Source organism: Cupriavidus sp. D39 (assembly GCF_026627925.1).
Taxonomy (GTDB): Bacteria; Pseudomonadota; Gammaproteobacteria; order Burkholderiales; family Burkholderiaceae; genus Cupriavidus; species Cupriavidus ulmosensis.
In genome coordinates this window covers 835,362-856,147 of record NZ_JAPNLE010000009.1, presented here as the reverse complement: position 1 = coordinate 856,147, position 20,786 = coordinate 835,362, and the positions used below count along the sequence as shown (strand labels likewise).

Genomic DNA, 20,786 nt, shown 5'->3' with positions numbered 1-20,786 from the left:
CCACGGGGAGTCATCGCGAGTCATGTGGCGCCGGCGGACCGGTTTCAGTCCGGCATCGGCTCGCGGCCGAAGGCTTCGAGTTCGCGCGCCAGGGACTGCGCGGCCAGTTCGACCAGTGCGCGGCCTTTCTCGCGCGTTGCCAGGCCTGGATCGGAACCGATGCGTCCGTCCGGGAAGCGGGCACGGAAGTCGAGGGCTTCGCGGATCGGGCCGGTTGGGGCAATGGGCGGCGCATAGTCGGCCGACTTGATCGAATCGGGGAAGGCGTACTGCGTGATCGCAATTTCCGAAGGCGTGGCATGCGCGCCGTGGCCGGTCGGGAACTGGTCTCGTGCCAGTTCGCCCACGCCTTCGAGATCCCACCAGTTGCAGAGCTTCAGTGCGAAGCCGGCACGACGACGCGCAAAGCTTGCTTCGGCGTACAGTTCGGAGAACGCGGCATCGATCGACGAGACATTGCCGCCATGGCCGTTCAGGAACAGGATCTTTTCGAAACCATGCACCACCAGCGAGCGGGTCCAGTCGGCGATCGCGGCGATGAACGTGGACGGGCGCAGCGAGATGGTGCCGGGAAAGCCGAGGTGATGCTGTGCCATGCCGATGTTAAACGTGGGGGCCACGAGGATATCGGCGGTTTTTTCCGATTCACGCGCAATGATTTCGGGACACAGCCAGTCCGTACCCAGCAGCCCTGTGGGACCGTGCTGTTCGTTGGAGCCGATCGGCACGACGATCGTGCGGCTGCGCTTGAGGAACTGCTCGATTTCGGACCAGGTGGAGAGATGTAGAAGCATGACGACTCCTTGTTACTGCCTCGCGGGCAGCTTGTTGGCGAGGATGATCAGTGCAGCGATGATTGGCAGCGCGGCCAGGATCAGCACACCGAGGTGAAGGTTGCCGGTGGCGGTCTTGGCCCATCCGATGATGGCCGGGCCCCAGAAGCCGCCCGATAGCCCGATCGTGTTGATCAGTGCGATGCCGCCTGCGGCCGCCGGGCCCTTGATGTATTCGGAAGGCATGGCCCAGAACACCGTGTAGGTCATCCACAGCGCGCAGGTGCCGAGCGTGAGCAACACCAGCGATGCCGCAAGATTGCCGTCGACGAGGATGGACGCGGCGAGCAGCAATCCGCCGACAGTTGCGGGCACGGCACAGTGGAAGCGGCGCTCGCCGACCCGGTCCGAGCGGCGGCCCATGTAGTACATGCCGAAGGCCGCGGCGACATAGGGCAGGGCCGAGTACCAGCCGAGTCGCACTGTGTCGTTCACGCCCTGGGCCTTGATGAAGGTCGGCAGCCAGAAGCTGATCGCATAGATCGCGGCGATGAGGCAGAAGTACGCCAGGGCCAGCACATAGACCCGGACATCGCGAGCCACGGCCAGGAAGGAATGATTGTGCGCCGCGCTGGATCCGATTTCGTTGGCGAGCAGGCGCTTTTCCTGCTCGGTCAGCCAGGCCGCGTCGGCGGGACGGTTCGGCACGAAATACAGGGCGAGCACGCCGAGCAGGATGCAGGGCAGGCCTTCGACCAGGAACATCCATTGCCAGCCGGCCAGGCCACCGGTGCCTGACAGCGCGGTGATCAGCCATGCCGAGACCGGGCCGCCGACAATGCCGCCGAGCGGGCCGGCAAGGAACACGATCGCAATGGCGCGCGCCATGCGCTGCGGCCCGTACCAGCGGGACAGGTAGTAGATCATGCCCGGGGCAAAGCCTGCTTCGAAGATGCCGAGCAGGAAACGCATGGCGTAGAACATCGGCACGTTGCGCACGAACAGCATGCAGGCCGAGGTGATGCCCCAGAGCACGAGGATGCGGCTGAAGGTCTTGCGTGCGCCGATGCGCGGCAGCATCAGGTTGCTCGGTATCTCGAACAGCACGTAGCCGATAAAGAAGATCCCCGCGCCCACGCCATATGCGGCATCGGATAAGCCGAGGTCGCCTTGCATCTGAAGCTTCGCAAAGCCGATGTTGACGCGATCGAGGTAGGCGAACAGGTAGCAGATCAGCAGGAACGGCAGAAGTCGCCAGTTGATCTTGTTGTAAAGGGTTGAAATGTCGTCTACTGCGCTTTCGCTCGGGATCACCAGCATGCCAGTCTCCAATGTCTTTTATGTGGGTACCGCGTTGATGGATCTGATAGTGGCAGCGACAAGGGCAATCGCCAACAGCAACTATGTCCACACTTCGTTGTCTTCCAGGCAACGCATCGGGTATGGTGTGAGTCTGTCATCGGCCAAGTGGATGGTTCGACATGCGTGAAATCAATCAGCAGCGGCTGCGCTACTTCCGCGAAGTGCTCGAGCAAGGCACCATTCGCGGCGCCGCGGAGAATCTCAACACATCGCCATCGGTGATCACCCGGCAGATCCGGCTGCTCGAGGACGAACTTGGCACGACTCTGTTCGAGCGACAGGCGCGTGGCGTCAGGCCGACCGAGGCCGCCGCGCATCTGCTTGAGTTCTGGCGCGGCTACCGGTCACATCAGGAGAAGCTCGAGGACCAGCTCCATGCCCTCAAGGGCCTGCAGCAGGGGCAGGTCCAGCTGGTCCTGAGCGAGGGGTACGTGGATGCGCTGGTCAATGAAGTGCTGGCGCCGTTCTGCGCGCAGTACCCGCTGCTCGACATCGAGATGGAGATCCTCGGCGTGGATCAGGTACTCGACGCCGTGGCCGAAAGTCGCGCGCACATCGGCCTTGCCTTCAATCCGCCGCCACATCCGCGCATCGAGTATCTGGCGAGTTCGTCGCAGCCGGTCGGCCTGCTGGTGCGGCCCGACCATCCGTTGGCATTGCGTGGCGGCGCGGCCAGCGTCAAGGACATGTTGTCCTGGCCGCTGGCCATGATGCCGGCGTCATTCGGCGTCGGGCACGCCGCCAAGATGCTCGAATTCGCGGAGAACATCAGGATCCGGCCGGTGCTGGTCACCAATTCACTGACGGCGCTCAAGCAGTTTGTTGCCTACGAAAACTACATGACGCTGATCGGCGGCAGGTTCGCCGCGTATCGCGAAATCGCTGCCGGAACGCTCACGGTGGTGCCGATCGATCATCCGCTGTTCAGGGGCACCCAGGCGCGCTTGGTGGCCAAGGCCGGGCGGCCGTTACCGGCGGCGGCGCTCAAGCTGCTCGAACATATCCTGCGGAACATGCCGATGTTTGCGCAGGGCGGCCAGTAGCCGCCCGCTACGGCTCGCGCGACACCTCGACCAGGCAGCTCATCGCATTCCGTCCTTGCGTCAGATCCGACGTGCCGATATCGAGCGTCAGGGTATTGGCTGCCCCGGGATCCACGCCATCGGCGTCGGGCGTGTACCATGCGCCGGTTGCCATGACGACGGCCACGCCGCGTGCCACGCGATCGCTGACCGCCAGCCCTGCCGCAATCGCGCCCCGCAGGCGTTATCCGCCGCCGTCCTACATTACACAGGCCATCCTGTAACCCAGCAGGAGCCCGCTATGGCAACAAGTCTGGGCAGAGCTCGATCTCAACAGTTTATTCAGACATAGCCTTATGAATCCCGGGGATCCATCTCATCGAGGCTGCGGGCGTGCTTCGGCTAACGTGACACCCATTAGTCGGCCAAAGAAGATCCGCTGACGCGGACCCCAGCCCCGACGCTCTGATCGGCGACGGCCTTGCATCGAACCAAGGAGCTCCGCGAGCGGTCATCAATTATCGTGGTGGCGCTTCGTCGGCGCACGAACCCCGCGCCAACGGCTCGGCACCCTCATCACAGATCAGATCAGTTGGGCTTCGGCGTGGTCGCGGGGCGAGATAGCGCTCGCGCCGCACGCTGTGCTTGCAGTCCCTGCGCCCGGGTCGCATCGGCCGGTGCAACGTGTCCCGCCGCCTGCCCCGTCAAATCCACGCGCGCGGCACCTTCCACAAGGCAGGTCCAGTAGCGGGTGCCGCGGCACCAAGTGCGGATCGCATCGCGCAACACCGACTCCGTCAGGCCAAGTTCCTGCACGTGCGGGACGAGATCCTCAAAGATGCCGATCTTGAGCGGCACCTTGGGCGCAGGATTCTTCGGAAAGGTTTGCGGGAAGCGCTTTTGCAGCTTCGCGATGGCCTGCAGCACCGGATCGACGGGCTTAGCGAGCTCATTCACGGGCTTCGCCGGGCGAGCCAAAGCCTTCGGGGGTGCGCGACGCGTCTTGGCCTGTGGCGCGGCCTTGGCTTGCTTTGCCAGTTGTTCCTTCAATGCCGCCAGTTGTTCGAAGCCCATCGTGCCCAGCCAGTAAAAACGAACGGAGATTGTAGCAGTCCGTCGCAATTCGCCTTGCCGCCCACGCCGCGGCGGGGCATTGACCAAAGCAGGCATGCTGGCCAGGGTGTGCGCGTGTCACCCTTCGCGCTTCCACCCGATCCGGTGACGTTCCTGCGTAGCTTCGTGCCGCGCATCGTCTTCCGTATGCAGGTAGGCGCTGGTGGTCGAGATGGACGCATGCCCGAAATTGTCCCTGACAAAGCGCAGGTCCACCTGCTGGTCGGTCATATGCGACCCCGCCGTATGGCGCAGCCAGTGTGCCGAGGCGCTGGCCAGCACCGCGGCCCGGCTTTCCCAATCCGGTCCGCGCGCGCGCAGGCGCTCGGCCGCCAGCGCGAAGATCTCCTTGAGCACCCGGTGCAGCGCGCCGCGCGACAAGGGTTTTTCCTTGCCAATGATCGGCAGCACGATGGGGCGGTCCTCGCCGGGCAATGGCATCGGCGGCAGGCCGTAGGCCTCGCGATAGCGCGCCAGCTCCACCATCAGTTCGTCCGTGGCGGGCACCAGCCGCGTCTTGTTGCCCTTGCCCGTCACCTCCAGCCACCAACGCTCCAGGCCCTGGCTGTCGCGCCGGCAGAAGAAGGCGCCCATCCGGGTCTCGGCCACCTCGGCCGCCCGCAGGCCGCCGAGATACAGCACCGTGAAGAGCCAGCGGCAGCGCGCCGCGTGCAGCCGCTCGCGCTCGGTCGCACGTTCGAGCGTCCCCGGCATGGCCTCGATGGCGTCCTTGACCGCCTGCCACATGTCGTGGCTCAGGTAGCGCGTGATGCGCGGCTTGGCCGTGCCGCGCCGGCTGCGGGCCAGCGCGAGCGGGTTGCCGGCCAGGTAGCCGGCGTCGACCAGCCAGGCGAACAGGCCATTGAGGATCACCAGGGTGTGGCGCGCGCTGACCGGGGACAGCGGCCCGGCGAACGGCCGCCACGCGGGCGCGCCGCGCGCGAGCTTCTTGCGCGACGCCATGACCCAGCGCCAGGCCGGCTGCGGATCGGCCAGGAAGCGCTCGTAGCGCAGCAGATCCTCATGGGTGAGCGACGACAGCGGCTTGCCGTGCTGCATCACGGCCCACAGCAGCAGCCGCTCCACCTCGCGCCGATAGGTCTGCAGGGTGGCGGGGGTGTCGGCGTAGCGGGCCAGCCAGGCCGTCACCGCCGCCAGATCGTCGGCGGCCGCGATCTGCGGGGTGCCGCCGCGGGCCCGGTTGCTGCCGGCGGCGCCGGAGAGTTCGGCGGGCAGGCGCAGGCGCTCGAGCGGGGTGGCCGGCAGGGCGTGCAGGGCGGGCAGGGGGAGGGCTTCCATCGGGGCAGCGGGCGGCATGGCGTGAGTGTAGCCATCATTATAGACAGAATAGACAGAATGACACTTATGTCTAAAGATTTGCAATTTTACTCAGTAAATTAACGTATTACGTAGTAATATTTATAGAAACTAATCTCGTCCGCCGCCCAAACATGACTGCCAGCCCCGCATCCGCGTCGTCCGACGCCGCCCCCGACGCCGCCCTGCAGGCCACGCTCGCCGCCGACGTGGCCACGCTGCGCGCGCAGTTCCCCGAGACCCGCGCGCTCTACCGCGAGGTCTGCGGATTGCTCTTTTTAGGTACGGCATCACCCCCACCGCCAACAAGCTCTACGGCCTGGTGCGCAAGGGCAGCATGGGCACGCCCACCGAGGTGCTGGCGCAGTTCTGGCAGGACCTGCGCGGCAAGATGCGCGTCACCATCGACCACCCCGGGCTGCCGGAGGCGCTCAAGCAAATCGCGGCCGACGCCGTGCAGTCGATCTGGCAGGCCGCCAACGAGGCCGCCACCGGCGAACTGGCCGCCTTGCGGGCCGAAGCGCGGCTGCAGGCGAGCGAGGCGGAGGCACAACGCGACCAGGCGCGCGCGGCGGTGGTGGTGGCCGAGCAGGAGACGAAGGCAGTGCAAGCCGAATTCGACGCTGCCCAGCAAGCGCGGGCGGCGCTACAGGGGAACTGGACGCCGAGCGACAGGCCCACGCGGCCGCGCGGGCGCGCCAGGAGGAGGGCGTGCGTCAGGCCGAGGCGCTCGAGCGGCAGTTGCAGGAGTTGCGTACCCAATTCTCGATGGACCTGGAGCGCACCCGCGAGCAGGTGGCCGTCGCGCAGGAGCGGGCCAGCGCCACCGAGCGCCGCGCGCTGCGCGAGATCGACCAGGAGCGCACATTGCGCCAGAAGGCCGAGCAGGCGCTCGCGGAATTGCGCGCTGAGCTGGCGGCGGCGCAGGCGAGGGCGCAGGACGCCGCCGTCGCCGGCGCCGAGGCGCGGGCGCGGTTGCAGGCTGAGCGCGACACGCTCAGCCGGCGACTGGCGGAGACAGAGCAGGCGCTCGGGCGAGGGCAGGCGGCCCGAGACGAGCTGCGGGCGCAACTGGAAACGGCGGTACGGCGCGCCGAGCGGGCCGATGCGCAAGCCACCGCCACGCGCCGCCTGGTAGGTGCCAAGCGCCGGGTGCCGGTGACGCGGACGAAGTTCAAGCCGGGGCCCGCTTGACGGTGCGTCCGAGGACGAGGATTTGTCCACCGCGAGATGGGATAAGCCTGTGGACAAACCGCGCGAGGACCAGATGCCCGGCGGGCCCCTCGGGCCTGATGCATTTTTGAGCAGGGGTGGGCACGTGATTCCCAATCCCCATGCGGGCGGGTGGCTTTACACCAGCGAGCCGCCGGCACAATGTGGAGGCCCAACGGTCTTCGAGACGACAATGCAGGATCCTGCTCCGCAGCTACCTCAAATCTGTGCACCTAAAATGATGTCGATCGAAATCGAGCGCGCCGAAGCGATTACCTGGATCCGCATCCAGATGGCCCAGCACGGCCTGACCCTGGCCCACCTGCAGGCCGCCGGCTGTTTTGCCGAGCCGCCACCGGCGACGTTGCCTGGGGCGGTGCGCTATCGCAACGCGCACGGGCAGGGCTGGGACGGCCGCGGCGCCATGCCGGACTGGCTGCAGCGCGCGATCCACGCCGGGCAAACGGTGGAACATTTCCGCGTGCCCGTCGCGGGAGTCACGGGGCCCGCCGTGAAGGGGAGTTCCGATTTGAAATCAAACGGTTAGCCGGAGGTGCGGCGGATTTTTGACGAATCCCGACCATCCCTCGGTATCAGTCGATACCGGCGTTTCCCAGCCGGAATGTGTTGCATACGAATTGCCAAGTTCGGTCGCGTGGCATGACAGCACTGGTCTTGCGACGAAAGGCATCGGGGTGTCTAATTCGCTGCAGGAAGTCCCGGAGGAGGCTCCCATGGTGCACTGCGCAAACTGCGGGTTCGAGAATGCCGTTGGAGCCAAATTCTGCGAGCAATGCGGCGCCAGGCTGGCGCTAATCTGTGCGCGTTGCGGCGAAGAACTGAGCCCGACGGCGCGCTTCTGCAGCGCATGCGGCGCACCCGTCAGCGAGTTGCTGGAGGCATCATCCGCCGCTCCCGTTCATTACACCCCATCGCACCTCGCCGAACGCATCCGGGCCGAGCAGGCGGCCCTGGAAGCCCGTGGCGAAAGCGCCGGCGAACGCAAGACCATCACCGCCCTGTTCGCCGATATGGCGGGCTCAACCGCCCTGATCCACGACCGCGACCCGGAAGACGCTCACCGCCTGATCACGCCGGTCATCGAACTGATGATGGAGGCCGTGCATTACTACGAGGGCTATGTGGCCAAGTCGTTGGGCGACGGGATCCTGGCGCTGTTCGGCGCGCCCATCGCCCATGAGGACCACCCCCAGCGCGCCTTGTACGCCGCGCTGCGCATGCAGGAAGCGATGCAGCGTCACAGTGACAGGCTTCGGCTGGAGCAAGGCATTTCCCTGCAGATCAGGGTAGGCATCCACACGGGCGAGGTGGTCGTGCGCTCAATCCGTAAGGACGACCTGCACACCGACTATGACCCAGTGGGGCACACGATCCACATTGCCTCGCGGATGGAGACCATGGCGGCGCTCTCTTCCATCCTCGTGAGCGAATCCACCCACAAGCTCGCGGAGGGCTATTTCGAGTTCAAGGCGCTGGGAATCGCGCAGGTCAAGGGCATCCCCAAGCCGCTCGCGGTCTATCAGCTGCTCGGGCTCGGCGCGCTGCGCACGCGCTTGCAAGTGGCAGCACATCGCGGGCTGGCTCGCTTCGTGGGCCGCGAGGCCGAGCTGGAGGCGCTCCACCGCGCACTGGAGCAGTCCACGGCCGGACACGGGCAGATCGTCGCGGTGGTGGGGGAGGCCGGGGTCGGCAAGTCGCGGCTGTTTCACGAGTTCAAGGCGCGCGCGCCGCGCGGTTGCCTGGTGCTGGAGACCTTCTCGGTATCGCACGGCAAGGCCTTTGCCTACTTGCCGCTCATCGAACTCTTGCGGAACTATTTTCAGATCACTGCCCAGGACGACGAGCGGCATTGCCGCGAAAAGATCGCAGGTAAGGTGCTCACGTTGGACCGCAGCCTGGAAGACCACCTGCCCTACCTGCTCCATCTTCTGGGCATCAGCGATGTCGGCGCGACGCTGGTGGACATGGGCGCCAGCCTTCGGCGCGAGCGCACGTTCGATGCCATCACACGCCTGCTGGTGCACGAGAGCCGCAATCAGCCCGTGGAGGTCCTGTTCGAGGACCTGCAATGGCTGGATGGCGAGACTGAAGCGTTCCTCGCCTTCCTCATCGAACGCGTGGCGGATGCCCGGATCCTCCTGCTCCTGAACTACCGGCCAGAGTATCAGTCCGCATGGAGAGAAAAGGATAATGCCACCGAAATGCGGCTCGATCCCCTTGGCCCAGCCGAGGCGCAAGGCCTGCTCACTGCGTTGTTGGGCGATGCCCCCGGGCTCGGGCCCCTCAAGCATCTCATCCTGCAAAAGACCGAGGGCAATCCCTTTTTCATGGAAGAGGTCGTCCAGACCCTGGTCGAAGAAAAGGCACTGCTCGGCGAACCTGGTCATTACCGCATCGAGACGACCCCAGCCGCGCTGCATATTCCGACCACGGTACAAGGCGTGCTCGCAGCACGCATGGACCGGCTGCCGCTGGCGGAAAAGGAACTGCTGCAGACTTTGGCGATCATCGGCAAGGAGTTTTCCTTGAGCCTGGTCCGGCAAGTCGCCGGGCAGTCGGATGAGCGCCTCTATCCCTTGCTGACCGGCCTGCAGGCGGGAGAATTCATCTACAGTCAGCCTGCCTTTCCGGAGGTGGAGTATGCGTTCAAGCACGCCCTGACCCAGGAAGTCGCCGGCAACTCCCTGCTCTCGGAACAGCGCGGCGCGCTGCATGAACGCACGGGCCGGGCCATCGAGGCTCTCTTCCATCACCAGTTGAAAGACCGCTGCAGCGAACTGGCACACCACTACAGTCTCAGCGGCAACATCCCCAAGGCGGTGGAGTACCTGCACTGCGCCGGGCGTCAGGCTGTTGACCGTTCGGCCCATCTTGATGCAGTCCGTCAGCTCAGTAAGGCTTTGGGACTGCTCACCGGGCTGCCTGACACGCCGCAACGCGCGCACCTGGAACTGACACTGCGCGTCACCCTTGGTCAAGCCCTGATTGCCGCGCGAGGCTATGCCGCGTCCGAGGTGGAGGCAAACTATGCGCGGGCGCTGACTTTGTGTGAAAAGGGTGGAGATAATTCGCAGCTCTTCCAGGTGAAGCTGGGATTGCGGATGTTTTTCCTGATTCGCGCACAGCACGTGACAGCGTATCAACTGGGTGAGGCGCTGCTCGGCCTCGCTGAGAACACGCAAGATCCGGTGTGGCTCGGACAGGCGCATATTGCACTGGGCGGAGCCGCACTCTTCATGGGCGATTTCGGCACCGCCAGGGAGCACCTGGAGCAGGGGATTGCCTACTATAGGCCTGAACAGCATCCCACCCATGCCGCGCTTTATGGGCAGGACCCTGGGGTCCGCGGACTCAGCTTCCTGGCATGGGCCCGGTGGTATCTGGGCTTCCCGACTCAGGCCAGCAAACACAGCCAGGAGGCGCTGGCATTGGCCCGTGAGGTCTCTCACCCTTTCAGCATGGCATTAGCCCTAGTCTACGCGGCTCAGTTGCATCAGCTCCGGCATGAGGTGGAACTGACCCGCGAGCACGCCGAAGCAGCCATCGCGCTTTCGGTCGAACAAGGGTTTCCGTTCTGGCTGGCATGGGGAACCATCCTGCGGGGTTGGGCAATGGCCGAGCAGGGAAGCCGTGAGGAGGGCATCGCTCAGATATGCCAGGGCGTCGCCGCTTACCAGGCCACCGGCGCCGAGTTCGGACGGCCCTATTACCTGGCCCTGTTGGCCCAATCCTATACGAACGCGGGCCAAGCCCAGGCGGGACTGGACGTCCTAGCCGACTCGTTCGCCACCGTGGACATCACTAGGGAGCGCAACTATGAAGCGGAGTTGCATCGGCTCAAGGGAGAACTGCTCCTCCAACGTTCGAAGGTGCAGCCCGACCTGTCCTCCGAGCGCGAATCAGCGGAAGCGTGTTTTCATCGGGCAATCACGATTGCCAGGCAGCAAAGTGCGAAATCGCTTGAGCTGCGTGCCGCGGTGAGCCTCGCGCGGCTATGGCAACTTCAGGGAAAGACGGAAGAGGCACGGCAGATGCTGGCCGGGGTCCATGGAGCCTTTGTGGAAGGGTTCGACACCGCTGACTGGCAGCAGGCAAGGAATCTGCTGGACACGTTAGGATAACTGGATGGTTGCCTGACGGTGGTCCATCGCATATGCACTTCGGCGGCTTGCTGCCAGGAGCAAACCTCCGCTCAGAACAGCAGCCGACGTGACCACGTCGGTCTATGGCTACAGGAAATCCACCAACGGCTCCCGGAGATAGGGGCATCACCCACCCATAGCCGCCCAGGAGCGTCGAGGTTCAGCGCTTCGGTGATGCGCAGGCCGGTGACGCTGAGCAAGCTGGCAATCGACTCGTCTTCGCCTCCAGCTCGGCAGGTTGCGTGCGATCGGCGGTCTCCAGCGCGTTCAGACACCGCTGGATGCTTTCGTCGAGGAGGCAGCACGCCAGGTCGAGGCGCTCGAGCGGCAGCTCGGTGAGTTGCGTACCCAATTCTCGACGGACCTGGAGCGCACCCGCGAGCAGGTGGCGGTGGCGCAGGAACGGGCCGGGGCCACCGAGCGCCGCGCGCTGCGCGAGATCGACCAGGAGCGCACGCTGCGCCAGAGGGCGAGCAGGCGCTCGCGGACCTGCGCGCTGAGCTCGCGGCGGTGCAGGCGAGGGCGCAAGACGCCGCCGTGGCCGCCGCGGAGGCGCGGGCGCGGCTGATGGCCGAGCGCGATACGCTCAGCCGGCAACTGGCGGAGACAGAGCAGGCGCTCGAGCGAGGGCAGGTGGCGCAAGACGATCTGCGGGCGGAACTGCAAACGGCAGTACGGCGCGCCGAGCGGGCAGATGCGGAAGCCATCGCGACGCGCCGCCTGGTAGGTGCCAAGCGCCGGGTGCCGGTGACGCGCACCAAGTTCAAGCCCGGGCCGGCCTGAGGGGGACGCCGGAGGTGTCGGATGGAATTTATCCACCGCACGAGGGGACAAGCCTGTGGACAAGCCGCGCGGGGCCGAGTGCCGTCAGCAGATTTGACTAAAATTTAAGCAACGAGGGCGGTCACGTCTTCCCGCCGGCAATGATTCCCACCGCAGCCATCGCCTAGAACAACCCTGAAATCCAACGCTCCCACCAGACGGCATCCAGATGGACCAGCACGGGCTGACCCTGGCCGACCTGCAGGCCGCAGGCTGCTTTACCGAGCCGCCGCCGGCGCTATTGCCTGGCGCTGTGCGCTATCGCAACGCGCACGGGCAGGGCTGGGACGGCCGCGGCGCCATGGCTGTCCAGCTAAACCATCCACCGCCACGAGTAACTTCCTTTTTGTGTGGGCCGAGTTGTTGGAAGGGGGCAACACATGTCGGCGCGACCGGGAGCCTCGAATCGCATGCTTTCAGACCCCTCCTCTTGAGAATGCACGGGGGAGATTGACGTGTGTTTGTTTTGCCAAACAGTGGTCATGAAATGAGTTGGCCAGGGCCCAACACCTTACCTCGCAGACCCTTGTCATCGGGAATCTGAAACACGAGGATTCTAAATAAAACTGATATTTTTCAAGTACTTATGTTTTTTTTGCGGCATCTCTCCTGGGGTGGCACGCCCTATGCTCTATACCCTTCGAGCGCAACAAGGTGCTCCCCCAACCGAACCCTTAGGAGACTTACCATGCAATCGACCCTGATGATCAAGGATCTGCCCCTCGACAAGAAGCTCGACGGCAAGACCATGTCCGCCGTTCGCGGCGGTAGCGCCTTCTCCGTTGTCGGCGGCAACTCGCAGAACGTGGTCGGCGGCGGCGGTTTTGCCAGCCCGACCTTTGGTGTTCAGGTCGGGCCGACCGTGAACACGATTGACGCGAGCTCGCATCTCAGCTTGAAGATCCCCACCCTGCAGAATTTTGGCAACGGCACCCAGGTTGCCGCGCTGTAACGAAACGGGGGAGCCCCAGGAGGGTGCTCCCCCAACCGAACCCTTAGGAGACTTACCATGCAATCGACCCTGATGATCAAGGATCTGCCCCTCGACAAGAAGCTCGACGGCAAGACCATGTCCGCCGTTCGCGGCGGTAGCGCCTTCTCCGTTGTCGGCGGCAACTCGCAGAACGTGATCGGCGGCGGCGGTTTTGCCAGCCCGACCTTTGGTGTTCAGGTCGGGCCGACCGTGAACACGATTGACGCGAGCTCGCATCTCAGCTTGAAGATCCCCACCCTGCAGAATTTTGGCAACGGCACCCAGGTTGCCGCGCTGTAACGAGACGGGGAGCCCCAGGAGGGTGCTCCCCCAACCGAACCCTTAGGAGACTTACCATGCAATCGACCCTGATGATCAAGGATCTGCCCCTCGACAAGAAGCTCGACGGCAAGACCATGTCCGCCGTTCAAGGCGGTAGCGCCTTCTCCGTTGTCGGCGGCAACTCGCAGAACGTGATCGGCGGCGGCGGTTTTGCCAGCCCGACCTTTGGTGTTCAGGTCGGGCCGACCGTGAACACGATTGACGCGAGCTCGCATCTCAGCTTGAAGATCCCCACCCTGCAGAATTTTGGCAACGGCACCCAGGTTGCCGCGCTGTAACGAGACGGGGGAGCCCCAGGAGGGTGCTCCCCCAACCGAACCCTTAGGAGACTTACCATGCAATCGACCCTGATGATCAAGGATCTGCCCCTCGACAAGAAGCTCGACGGCAAGACCATGTCCGCCGTTCGCGGCGGTAGCGCCTTCTCTGTTGTCGGCGGCAACTTCCAGAACCTGATCGGCGGCGGCGGTTTTGCCAGCCCGACCATCGGCGTTCAGATCGGGCCGATCGTGAACACGATTGACGCGAGCTCGCATCTCAACTTGAAGATCCCCACCCTGCAGAATTTTGGCAACGGCACCCAGGTTGCCGCGCTGTAACGGGATGTGGGAGCCACCCTCCGCGGAGGGCGGCCACGCGTCTTTGAGTACACAGTGGAAGATACCGCTTGCGCTATCTTCCACTGAGTTCTCCTCCAAGTTTGAGCGAGGGATTGCTGCCCCTGGACTTGGATTCAAGAGCCCGCCCTATTCGGTGGGCTTTTTTTTGGTGCGTGACCCGTCCTGACTAAGGTTGACACTTTTTCCCTTGCAAGGAAGGAGAGTCCATTGGAAGCGGTCGAAAAGCGAACTCAGCGGGACTCGGCCTGCGCTGGGCCAACACTGCTCTCAACGACACACTGGCACTGATTGCAAGGCGTACCCATCGCGTGCGACCGGATCGCGCCAAGCCTCGACCGCCTCGTCGCAATCCTCATCGACGTGCCGCCTATAAACCTGACGCTTATCTTGAATTGGATTGGCTGCCGACCCCGTAGCGGGAAAACTTGGTGCACGTCTGTTCCGAGTTGCCCACTACGCTCGCACCTCTTCGCGCAAGGTTGCATTTGCAAGGCGCGCAGTCTATCTTGAAGCAATGCGTTTATGGGCAGGCGACTTCAATGAGCGCCGCTTAAAAGCCAGTGGGGAACCAACCAGCTAACCACTTCAGCTAAACGCGCCACAACGCCAACGTTGTTGTGGTTTTAGGGGTGTCACCGCTTCGCGCGATGACTGATTCCAATCGCCTGTTCATGGCCTGCCGACTACGGGCCTGCAGAGACCCCATCTCACGCCCTTGTTTTCGGGCCTGCGTCCCCGCCGACGTCCGTTGTGACGTGAGCGATCGACAACGCTTGTCCATTGCAGTGTGCGCGGTTGCCGCGGCGCCGCTATTAAGCAGATCAATTCGGAGGGGTGAAGCCATGATGTGCCAGAAAATTGCCGGTCTAGTTAATCTCCTGCGTTTACTTTTTTCTGCGGTCGCGGTATTCGCGTGTGTAGGGGTTAGCATAAACGCCGTCGCAGCGCCGGTAACATATACGATGTTCGCCGTTACCGATGTCAGCCTTGACGGGCATTTCTATCATAATGCCCAGGTCCATCTGAAATTCGTAGGCGATACAATTGATATTAAGAAACTGGATCCGCCGGTAGATGGAGTGACCGGTTACAAGATCACAAAAGGCCGGTCAACTCTTTTGATCATCACCGGCGGGCGCAACATAAGAGCGGAATTCAAGCCGCATCAGTTGCTGGTTTCGCTCGATACGTCCAATGGTGGTGGCGGATTCAGTTCTTATGTTGGCGCCGATCACCATCTGGAGCCTGCCTATCCCCTCGCGATCGACGGCACTTCTATTAATGACGCGAATAACGCGCGGGACCTTATCTCGCCCCGAGCATATACCGGGCACGCATGGTCGTGTATCGGTTTCCCCCATTTCTTAATGCTGGCGGGCGTTGCTCAGATCCGGCGGCTTTCCCGTTGAAGACGGACCGCGGGGACTTCATCATTTATCAGCCATATCAGGATTTCCGTTCGGATGGTACACAGGGTTCCGACAGTGGATCCCTCAACACCGGCATCTTTTCCGTCGAGGCGATACGCTAGCCCGTCGGAAGACGCGCGTCGGTGCTTCGCACGTGGGGTAAATATCTCATTGTAGGAGGCGCATATGAAACCGCTTTTAGCCAATGGAGGCGCGCTCGCGCTCGCGTTTGGACTCGCGGTCAGTGGAATTGCGCGGGCGGAGCCCGTTGTCTACACGCTCCATGCCGTCACTGACGGAAAGCTTGGCTCGCAAGCGTTTTCGCAGGCCCAAGTCGTATTGACATTCAGGGGTGACACGAGAAATGTCACGATACAGACGGAGTCGGGTGGAGTCGTTTATCGAAACGACCAAGGCGAAGCAACGGTTGCACTCATCCAAGACGGCAAAAAGTCTTTAGCTCATATAGCCGCTGGTCAGATCTACGTCCGTTACGATACGACGAATGGCGTGGTTGGCTTCGGCTCCCTTGCCACGGGACCCACGTATCCGCTCGCCCTGTCTTGTCAGACCGCAATCTACGCTATCACCGATTGCTTCGGCGAGAATGGATACACCCAACACGCCGAATATTCACACGCCGATCAAATTGTGTCCGCGCTCGCAGACACCAACCAATCGATCCTCTACTCTTTTTCTAGCGCGCTGCCCACGAGCCTGACCGACTCGACACTTCTGACAGGATACGTCTCTGCGTGCGCGGCAGGTTACCCCATCAACTCGTATATTTGCCCGTCGCCTCCGGCAGTGCCGATTCGCACGGACCTGGGAGATTTTTATCTTCAAGATCAGGGTTACCAAGACAAAGGCATCTTTACGGTTGTGGTTGTCAAGGAGGAAGATGCGGAGGGAAAGTGATTTATTGAATCCCATGCGACGTTTCAGTTGGCGAATAGGGCATGAAGTCTCGGAACGCCAAACTCGGTTCCGAGTCCGCACCCATCGACGCCTGTGATCGCTTTCATTTGTTCGGTGTCCCCGAGTTGATCGAGCGAGATTGTTCTGTTCGACGGCAATGCAGTATGCCGGCTTCAAGTCGGTATCCGTCGGCGGAATGATCGTAAGCGGCCGGTCATCTAACCTTGAATTTGACGACCAGACTCTGGAACTGCCCTGGGACCGCCATCAAAATGCGATAGGCCTCGCCGGCTATCCTAACAGATGTCTTGGCGCTTCCAATGAAGCGTTCGCAAGTCTCCTGCAGCAAGGCCGACGTCATCCGATTGGCAAGCTGGGGCCGCTGCTCGAGGATCGGCTTGCTGTAGTACAAGCTGCAATCGGCTTCTCCGAATGAGCGCAAGCAGCCAAGAATGCCTCATAGACGCATGCGCCGGAGCCTCGTAGCTGCTGCAGGCCTTTACTGGGTCGCAGCCTTTACCTGCCACGTCCTGGAGATGCGTGACGTGCTGTGCGACGTGCTGCTCCATCAGGAACTGACGAAACTCTTGGAAAAAATCAGGACAGGGATGCGGCGGAGAACACCTGCTCAACATCGTACCTACGCTCGACACACCAGCCGACCGCACCGATGCCGTTGTCCGTTCCACCTACATCGGCCATCACTGTGGCGCGCCGATGATCATCGTCGAGATTCTCGAGCGCCACTCCCCGATCCGCGCGCCGCCCATCGCGCCACTTCCATCATGAACACCCGCGCCACGCGATCTCCATCCCCACCGTCAGCTCCGCACACACCGCCGTCGACGGAAGACGCTCGCGCCCATTTCCTCACACAGCACGTTGCCCGCCCATTCGAGCACCAACCAGCCGGCACACTGACGCTTCCTCAACCCGTCTGCGTTGCCCCTGCATCTGTGAATCGCCGGCATGATGGAGCCAATCCGTCGCCGGCGTAAAGGCGCCACCAGATCTTCGGCGTAATGGTGCCAGGGATTCACCGGCGTAATGGCGCCGGCGAATCTTCGGCATAAAGGCGCCAGCAGATCGCCGCCGCAATGGAGCGACCGCCTGGCCTGGGCTCGAACTTTCATTGACCGCTACCCTTCCGGCTTTTAACCGGAAGGGAGCATGAACAGAAGGTTCGAGATGTTTCATTACCGACAGGTCCTGGTGCGGATGCGCCAGGGCGATTCTGACCGGGACATCGCCCGATCCAAGACGATGGGTCGGCGCAAGCTGGCCCTGGTCCGAGAGACCGCGATCAACCGGGGCTGGCTAGCTCCCGACACGCCGTTGCCCACCGACGCTGACCTGGCCGAGGTCTTCAGCCGCGACAGCATGGCGGCACCGTTGCCGCCCAGTTGCGTGTCGCCGCTGAAAGCCTGGCGCGAACAGATCGTGCAGTGGCACGCGGCCGGCATCCAGGTGGATAGCGTCAAGCAGGATGTCCGGTCGTGTTGCCTCACGAAGGAATGTTACCCGACGATTTGTTGTCGTTTTGCCTTCTTCTTCATCTCTTTTTCATGGCTTGCCGGGCGCGAAGCGCCCGGCCCCTCGACCTCCAGATTTTTCGCGACGGTTTCTACACTTCAGTCGGCATGACGGCGGACTTGCGCAGGCTGCCCAGGACCATTTCTTTCGCGCGCTCGACGCGCCACGCCTTGACTCGGCGCTGCAACGTCCGCAGTTGTGCCTTGCTGGCATACGCGTCCGGAACCATCGCGACCAACCGATCCATCAATTCGGTGGCCGACGCAGAGGGCTCGGCAACCAACCACCCTTCGACAAGCGGCCACGCGTCGGCGAACGGATCCACCCGACTCCTCCACCAGTGCTTTGCGGTGGGCCGCTTGCGATGCGTTGGACGCGCCTCCCTGTCTATCCACGCCGAAGACAGGCTCGCGAGAAGACGGCAACGTCTGATTCGCCCGCTGGCGCCGCTTCGGTACGCACGCCGTGGGCCGCGATGTCGCTCAACGTCTGCTGAGCAAGCCGGATCACTTGCAGCAGCCGCACAGGATCCAGGCTTTTAAACTGCGCTGTCAGTTTCTCTTTGATCGAAGGCTCAACGCTACCGTGGGCCAGAAGCCGATCGCATGGCGTCGCTGGTGCGAAGTAGACCTTGTGCACACGCGCGCCGTCGCGCGTCTTCGACTTCAACTTGAACGAAGGTTGGAAGAAGTTGATGTACAGCCGCGATGACGCATACAATGCGCCAGGGCGCTCGTGGCATCGGCGCCGCTCAGGCGCCCAAAGCCGACCAACCGCCGCACCGCGGCGCCGTTCTTCTGCTCAACCCAGGCCTAGTCGTTCTTCTTGTAGGCCCGCGAACGGGTCTGCTCAAGGCGACGGCCATTGCAGTAGTCGTAGACACTCGGGCGCCATCGTTATCCGAGTCCACTCCAAGCATCGCGAATGGCAGATCGGCAGCCACTTTGTCGAACCCTTCGATTACCAGCATCTGGTTGCACGTCCTCATGACCACGCATTCTGTCCAGCCGCTGGGATGTCGGTGGTCAACGTGAGGGTGTGGACGAAGTCTTCCGTCGGTCTTCGGGCCACCGCAGTGTTCGACCATGTCGATCTCGAAGTAGCCGGGTGGCGGATCGCGCCAGTCGACGAAGGTGCGTACCGGGATGCTGCGTCGGATGGCCGACCCGACGCCTTTGCGGCGTTTGCGCTGCCCGTCGATGTGTGAGCGCGTAGCGGCCAACATGCGATCGATGGTCGCCGCGCCCCTGGCCAGCGCGGCGACCAAGCTCGCCGCCGCGCTGGCCAGGGCGACAAGCAGCGCGAAGCTGCGGGCAACTTGCTTCATGGGCTTCTCCTGGGACAACCGCATGGCGGGAGCGCGCCGCCACCGATTCGAATTCGTCCACCACGGTGGCCCAATCGACCTGCCTAGACTAGCAACCTGCTCGACCTGGTCCAGGTCGCCCTGCCCGGCCGCCTCGCGCAGCACCCGCCGCAGCCTCAAGTGAGTGCGCCCTGCCGGGCGCACCAAAAAAAGCCCACCGAATAGGGCGGGCTCTTGAATCCAAGTCCAGGGGCAGCAATCCCTCGCTCAAACTTGGAGGAGAACTCAGTGGAAGATAGCGCAAGCGGTATCTTCCACTGTGTACTCAAAGACGCGTGGCCGCCCTCCGCGGAGGGTGGCTCCCACATCCCGTTACAGCGCGGCAACCTGGGTGCCGTTGCCAAAATTCTGCAGGGTGGGGATCTTCAAGTTGAGATGCGAGCTCGCGTCAATCGTGTTCACGATCGGCCCGATCTGAACGCCGATGGTCGGGCTGGCAAAACCGCCGCCGCCGATCAGGTTCTGGAAGTTGCCGCCGACAACAGAGAAGGCGCTACCGCCGCGAACGGCGGACATGGTCTTGCCGTCGAGCTTCTTGTCGAGGGGCAGATCCTTGATCATCAGGGTCGATTGCATGGTAAGTCTCCTAAGGGTTCGGTTGGGGAGCACCCTCCTGGGGCTCCCCCGTCTCGTTACAGCGCGGCAACCTGGGTGCCGTTGCCAAAATTCTGCAGGGTGGGGATCTTCAAGCTGAGATGCGAGCTCGCGTCAATCGTGTTCACGGTCGGCCCGACCTGAACACCAAAGGTCGGGCTGGCAAAACCGCCGCCGCCGATCACGTTCTGCGAGTTGCCGCCGACAACGGAGAAGGCGCTACCGCCTTGAACGGCGGACATGGTCTTGCCGTCGAGCTTCTTGTCGAGGGGCAGATCCTTGATCATCAGGGTCGATTGCATGGTAAGTCTCCTAAGGGTTCGGTTGGGGGAGCACCCTCCTGGGGCTCCCCCGTTTCGTTACAGCGCGGCAACCTGGGTGCCGTTGCCAAAATTCTGCAGGGTGGGGATCTTCAAGCTGAGATGCGAGCTCGCGTCAATCGTGTTCACGGTCGGCCCGACCTGAACACCAAAGGTCGGGCTGGCAAAACCGCCGCCGCCGATCACGTTCTGCGAGTTGCCGCCGACAACGGAGAAGGCGCTACCGCCGCGAACGGCGGACATGGTCTTGCCGTCGAGCTTCTTGTCGAGGGGCAGATCCTTGATCATCAGGGTCGATTGCATGGTAAGTCTCCTAAGGGTTCGGTTGGGGGAGCACCCTCCTGGGGCTCCCCCGTTTCGTTACAGCGCGGCAACCTGGGTGCCGTTGCCAAAATTCTGCAGGGTGGGGATCTTCAAGCTGAGATGCGAGCTCGCGTCAATCGTGTTCACGGTCGGCCCGACCTGAACACCAAAGGTCGGGCTGGCAAAACCGCCGCCGCCGACCACGTTCTGCGAGTTGCCGCCGACAACGGAGAAGGCGCTACCGCCGCGAACGGCGGACATGGTCTTGCCGTCGAGCTTCTTGTCGAGGGGCAGATCCTTGATCATCAGGGTCGATTGCATGGTAAGTCTCCTAAGGGTTCGGTTGGGGGAGCACCTTGTTGCGCTCGAAGGGTATAGAGCATAGGGCGTGCCACCCCAGGAGAGATGCCGCAAAAAAACATAAGTACTTGAAAAATATCAGTTTTATTTAGAATCCTCGTGTTTCAGATTCCCGATGACAAGGGTCTGCGAGGTAAGGTGTTGGGCCCTGGCCAACTCATTTCATGACCACTGTTTGGCAAAACAAACACACGTCAATCTCCCCGTGCATTCGGTCCGGGGCGCTGTCCCGGACCAGCCGATCTGATTTTGGCGATGGGGTGA

Annotated in this window: 26 protein-coding genes and 2 pseudogenes; 16 read left to right on the top strand and 12 right to left on the bottom strand. The window is 62.9% G+C overall.

From position 1 onward, the window contains the following. Positions 1 to 44 precede the first annotated feature (44 nt). On the bottom strand, positions 45 to 794 hold the full coding sequence (locus tag OMK73_RS15725) for a creatininase family protein (RefSeq protein WP_267602858.1): 750 nt from the start codon (positions 792 to 794) through the stop codon (positions 45 to 47). 12 nt (positions 795 to 806) lie between these two features. Beyond that, positions 807 to 2,093: an MFS transporter gene (locus OMK73_RS15720; RefSeq protein ID WP_267602857.1), complete on the bottom strand. Its 1,287-nt coding sequence runs from the start codon at positions 2,091 to 2,093 to the stop codon at positions 807 to 809. Positions 2,094 to 2,254: 161 nt separating this feature from the next. Between OMK73_RS15720 and OMK73_RS15715 the strand changes: the two genes are divergently transcribed. Beyond that, a complete protein-coding gene (locus OMK73_RS15715) occupies positions 2,255 to 3,178 on the top strand; it encodes a LysR family transcriptional regulator (protein ID WP_267602856.1) in 924 nt (307 codons plus the stop codon). Positions 3,179 to 3,185: 7 nt separating this feature from the next. Here OMK73_RS15715 and OMK73_RS15710 read toward each other — a convergent pair whose 3' ends face one another. The 3 genes from OMK73_RS15710 to OMK73_RS15700 all read right to left on the bottom strand — a co-directional run bounded on the left by OMK73_RS15710 (position 3,186) and on the right by OMK73_RS15700 (position 5,569). After that, positions 3,186 to 3,332 (bottom strand): hypothetical protein, encoded by a 147-nt coding sequence (locus OMK73_RS15710; protein ID WP_267602855.1) that lies wholly within the window; start codon positions 3,330 to 3,332, stop codon positions 3,186 to 3,188. 413 nt (positions 3,333 to 3,745) lie between these two features. After that, positions 3,746 to 4,231 carry a ProQ/FinO family protein gene (locus OMK73_RS15705; RefSeq protein WP_267602854.1) on the bottom strand — a complete coding sequence of 162 codons (486 nt, stop codon included), beginning with the start codon at positions 4,229 to 4,231 and terminating at the stop codon, positions 3,746 to 3,748. A 117-nt stretch (positions 4,232 to 4,348) separates the two neighbouring features. Next, the gene (locus OMK73_RS15700; protein ID WP_267602852.1) at positions 4,349 to 5,569 is read right to left on the bottom strand and encodes a tyrosine-type recombinase/integrase; all 1,221 of its coding nucleotides are present in this window, start codon (positions 5,567 to 5,569) and stop codon (positions 4,349 to 4,351) included. A 152-nt stretch (positions 5,570 to 5,721) separates the two neighbouring features. Between OMK73_RS15700 and OMK73_RS15695 the strand changes: the two are divergent. The 12 genes and pseudogenes from OMK73_RS15695 to OMK73_RS15635 all read left to right on the top strand — a co-directional run bounded on the left by OMK73_RS15695 (position 5,722) and on the right by OMK73_RS15635 (position 16,482). Continuing rightward, positions 5,722 to 6,781: pseudogene (locus OMK73_RS15695) on the top strand (DNA-binding protein). Positions 6,782 to 7,037: 256 nt separating this feature from the next. Next, entirely contained in the window at positions 7,038 to 7,346 is a 309-nt protein-coding gene (locus OMK73_RS15690; protein ID WP_420715540.1) for an H-NS family nucleoid-associated regulatory protein, read from the top strand. A 187-nt stretch (positions 7,347 to 7,533) separates the two neighbouring features. After that, positions 7,534 to 10,941, top strand: a complete 3,408-nt coding sequence (locus tag OMK73_RS15685; protein WP_267606394.1) for an adenylate/guanylate cyclase domain-containing protein — start codon at positions 7,534 to 7,536, stop codon at positions 10,939 to 10,941. A 361-nt stretch (positions 10,942 to 11,302) separates the two neighbouring features. Then, entirely contained in the window at positions 11,303 to 11,530 is a 228-nt protein-coding gene (locus OMK73_RS15680) for a hypothetical protein (RefSeq protein ID WP_267602850.1), read from the top strand. Then, positions 11,500 to 11,745, top strand: coding sequence for a hypothetical protein (locus OMK73_RS15675; RefSeq protein ID WP_267602848.1), 246 nt, complete (start codon positions 11,500 to 11,502; stop codon positions 11,743 to 11,745). Before OMK73_RS15680 ends, OMK73_RS15675 begins: the two co-directional genes overlap by 31 nt. Positions 11,746 to 12,472: 727 nt before the next feature. Then, the gene (locus tag OMK73_RS15665; protein WP_267602837.1) at positions 12,473 to 12,736 is read left to right on the top strand and encodes a hypothetical protein; all 264 of its coding nucleotides are present in this window, start codon (positions 12,473 to 12,475) and stop codon (positions 12,734 to 12,736) included. Positions 12,737 to 12,793: 57 nt separating this feature from the next. Then, positions 12,794 to 13,057: a hypothetical protein gene (locus OMK73_RS15660; RefSeq protein ID WP_267602838.1), complete on the top strand. Its 264-nt coding sequence runs from the start codon at positions 12,794 to 12,796 to the stop codon at positions 13,055 to 13,057. Between the two features lie 56 nt (positions 13,058 to 13,113). Then, positions 13,114 to 13,377: a hypothetical protein gene (locus tag OMK73_RS15655; RefSeq protein WP_267602827.1), complete on the top strand. Its 264-nt coding sequence runs from the start codon at positions 13,114 to 13,116 to the stop codon at positions 13,375 to 13,377. 57 nt (positions 13,378 to 13,434) lie between these two features. Then, positions 13,435 to 13,698: a hypothetical protein gene (locus OMK73_RS15650; protein WP_324291735.1), complete on the top strand. Its 264-nt coding sequence runs from the start codon at positions 13,435 to 13,437 to the stop codon at positions 13,696 to 13,698. 863 nt (positions 13,699 to 14,561) lie between these two features. Beyond that, entirely contained in the window at positions 14,562 to 15,128 is a 567-nt protein-coding gene (locus OMK73_RS15645; RefSeq protein WP_267602847.1) for a hypothetical protein, read from the top strand. 186 nt (positions 15,129 to 15,314) lie between these two features. Then, a complete protein-coding gene (locus OMK73_RS15640) occupies positions 15,315 to 16,046 on the top strand; it encodes a hypothetical protein (protein WP_267602846.1) in 732 nt (243 codons plus the stop codon). Positions 16,047 to 16,203: 157 nt separating this feature from the next. Beyond that, the gene (locus OMK73_RS15635) at positions 16,204 to 16,482 is read left to right on the top strand and encodes a hypothetical protein (RefSeq protein ID WP_267602844.1); all 279 of its coding nucleotides are present in this window, start codon (positions 16,204 to 16,206) and stop codon (positions 16,480 to 16,482) included. Between the two features lie 161 nt (positions 16,483 to 16,643). On the opposite strand, the gene OMK73_RS15630 is transcribed toward OMK73_RS15635, so the two are convergent. Next, positions 16,644 to 16,793 carry a hypothetical protein gene (locus OMK73_RS15630; protein ID WP_267602843.1) on the bottom strand — a complete coding sequence of 50 codons (150 nt, stop codon included), beginning with the start codon at positions 16,791 to 16,793 and terminating at the stop codon, positions 16,644 to 16,646. A gap of 441 nt (positions 16,794 to 17,234) precedes the next feature. Between OMK73_RS15630 and OMK73_RS15625 the strand changes: the two are divergent. Then, positions 17,235 to 17,510 (top strand): annotated as a pseudogene (locus OMK73_RS15625) (IS21 family transposase); the annotation flags it as partial. A 160-nt stretch (positions 17,511 to 17,670) separates the two neighbouring features. Here the strand turns inward: OMK73_RS15625 and OMK73_RS15620 are convergent. Both OMK73_RS15620 and OMK73_RS15615 read right to left on the bottom strand, forming a co-directional pair. After that, positions 17,671 to 17,904 (bottom strand): hypothetical protein, encoded by a 234-nt coding sequence (locus OMK73_RS15620; RefSeq protein ID WP_267602842.1) that lies wholly within the window; start codon positions 17,902 to 17,904, stop codon positions 17,671 to 17,673. 62 nt (positions 17,905 to 17,966) lie between these two features. Further along, positions 17,967 to 18,248 carry a hypothetical protein gene (locus OMK73_RS15615; RefSeq protein WP_267602841.1) on the bottom strand — a complete coding sequence of 94 codons (282 nt, stop codon included), beginning with the start codon at positions 18,246 to 18,248 and terminating at the stop codon, positions 17,967 to 17,969. A 346-nt stretch (positions 18,249 to 18,594) separates the two neighbouring features. Between OMK73_RS15615 and OMK73_RS15610 the strand changes: the two genes are divergently transcribed. After that, positions 18,595 to 18,786, top strand: a complete 192-nt coding sequence (locus OMK73_RS15610; RefSeq protein WP_267602840.1) for a hypothetical protein — start codon at positions 18,595 to 18,597, stop codon at positions 18,784 to 18,786. A 16-nt stretch (positions 18,787 to 18,802) separates the two neighbouring features. Beyond that, positions 18,803 to 19,069 (top strand): hypothetical protein, encoded by a 267-nt coding sequence (locus OMK73_RS15605; RefSeq protein ID WP_267602839.1) that lies wholly within the window; start codon positions 18,803 to 18,805, stop codon positions 19,067 to 19,069. Positions 19,070 to 19,257: 188 nt separating this feature from the next. Here the strand turns inward: OMK73_RS15605 and OMK73_RS15600 are convergent, their stop codons facing one another. The 4 genes from OMK73_RS15600 to OMK73_RS15585 are packed head-to-tail and all read right to left on the bottom strand — an operon-like array spanning position 19,258 to position 20,483. Then, positions 19,258 to 19,521, bottom strand: coding sequence for a hypothetical protein (locus tag OMK73_RS15600; protein WP_324291735.1), 264 nt, complete (start codon positions 19,519 to 19,521; stop codon positions 19,258 to 19,260). A gap of 56 nt (positions 19,522 to 19,577) precedes the next feature. Next, entirely contained in the window at positions 19,578 to 19,841 is a 264-nt protein-coding gene (locus OMK73_RS15595) for a hypothetical protein (RefSeq protein WP_267602827.1), read from the bottom strand. Positions 19,842 to 19,898: 57 nt separating this feature from the next. After that, positions 19,899 to 20,162, bottom strand: coding sequence for a hypothetical protein (locus OMK73_RS15590; RefSeq protein WP_267602838.1), 264 nt, complete (start codon positions 20,160 to 20,162; stop codon positions 19,899 to 19,901). Positions 20,163 to 20,219: 57 nt separating this feature from the next. Continuing rightward, on the bottom strand, positions 20,220 to 20,483 hold the full coding sequence (locus OMK73_RS15585) for a hypothetical protein (protein ID WP_267602837.1): 264 nt from the start codon (positions 20,481 to 20,483) through the stop codon (positions 20,220 to 20,222). Positions 20,484 to 20,786 lie beyond the last annotated feature (303 nt).

Bases quoted from the DNA above. Each gene is read 5' to 3' on its own strand.
- OMK73_RS15725 (WP_267602858.1), bottom strand. From the start codon at position 794: ATGCTTCTACATCTCTCCACCTGGTCCGAAATCGAGCAGTTCCTCAAG.
- OMK73_RS15720 (WP_267602857.1), bottom strand. From the start codon at position 2,093: ATGCTGGTGATCCCGAGCGAAAGCGCAGTAGACGACATTTCAACCCTT.
- OMK73_RS15715 (WP_267602856.1), top strand. From the start codon at position 2,255: ATGCGTGAAATCAATCAGCAGCGGCTGCGCTACTTCCGCGAAGTGCTC.
- OMK73_RS15710 (WP_267602855.1), bottom strand. From the start codon at position 3,332: ATGGCAACCGGCGCATGGTACACGCCCGACGCCGATGGCGTGGATCCC.
- OMK73_RS15705 (WP_267602854.1), bottom strand. From the start codon at position 4,231: ATGGGCTTCGAACAACTGGCGGCATTGAAGGAACAACTGGCAAAGCAA.
- OMK73_RS15700 (WP_267602852.1), bottom strand. From the start codon at position 5,569: ATGGAAGCCCTCCCCCTGCCCGCCCTGCACGCCCTGCCGGCCACCCCG.
- OMK73_RS15690 (WP_420715540.1), top strand. From the start codon at position 7,038: ATGATGTCGATCGAAATCGAGCGCGCCGAAGCGATTACCTGGATCCGC.
- OMK73_RS15685 (WP_267606394.1), top strand. From the start codon at position 7,534: ATGGTGCACTGCGCAAACTGCGGGTTCGAGAATGCCGTTGGAGCCAAA.
- OMK73_RS15665 (WP_267602837.1), top strand. From the start codon at position 12,473: ATGCAATCGACCCTGATGATCAAGGATCTGCCCCTCGACAAGAAGCTC.
- OMK73_RS15660 (WP_267602838.1), top strand. From the start codon at position 12,794: ATGCAATCGACCCTGATGATCAAGGATCTGCCCCTCGACAAGAAGCTC.
- OMK73_RS15655 (WP_267602827.1), top strand. From the start codon at position 13,114: ATGCAATCGACCCTGATGATCAAGGATCTGCCCCTCGACAAGAAGCTC.
- OMK73_RS15650 (WP_324291735.1), top strand. From the start codon at position 13,435: ATGCAATCGACCCTGATGATCAAGGATCTGCCCCTCGACAAGAAGCTC.
- OMK73_RS15645 (WP_267602847.1), top strand. From the start codon at position 14,562: ATGATGTGCCAGAAAATTGCCGGTCTAGTTAATCTCCTGCGTTTACTT.
- OMK73_RS15640 (WP_267602846.1), top strand. From the start codon at position 15,315: ATGAAACCGCTTTTAGCCAATGGAGGCGCGCTCGCGCTCGCGTTTGGA.
- OMK73_RS15635 (WP_267602844.1), top strand. From the start codon at position 16,204: ATGCAGTATGCCGGCTTCAAGTCGGTATCCGTCGGCGGAATGATCGTA.
- OMK73_RS15610 (WP_267602840.1), top strand. From the start codon at position 18,595: ATGTCGGTGGTCAACGTGAGGGTGTGGACGAAGTCTTCCGTCGGTCTT.
- OMK73_RS15605 (WP_267602839.1), top strand. From the start codon at position 18,803: ATGCGATCGATGGTCGCCGCGCCCCTGGCCAGCGCGGCGACCAAGCTC.
- OMK73_RS15600 (WP_324291735.1), bottom strand. From the start codon at position 19,521: ATGCAATCGACCCTGATGATCAAGGATCTGCCCCTCGACAAGAAGCTC.
- OMK73_RS15595 (WP_267602827.1), bottom strand. From the start codon at position 19,841: ATGCAATCGACCCTGATGATCAAGGATCTGCCCCTCGACAAGAAGCTC.
- OMK73_RS15590 (WP_267602838.1), bottom strand. From the start codon at position 20,162: ATGCAATCGACCCTGATGATCAAGGATCTGCCCCTCGACAAGAAGCTC.
- OMK73_RS15585 (WP_267602837.1), bottom strand. From the start codon at position 20,483: ATGCAATCGACCCTGATGATCAAGGATCTGCCCCTCGACAAGAAGCTC.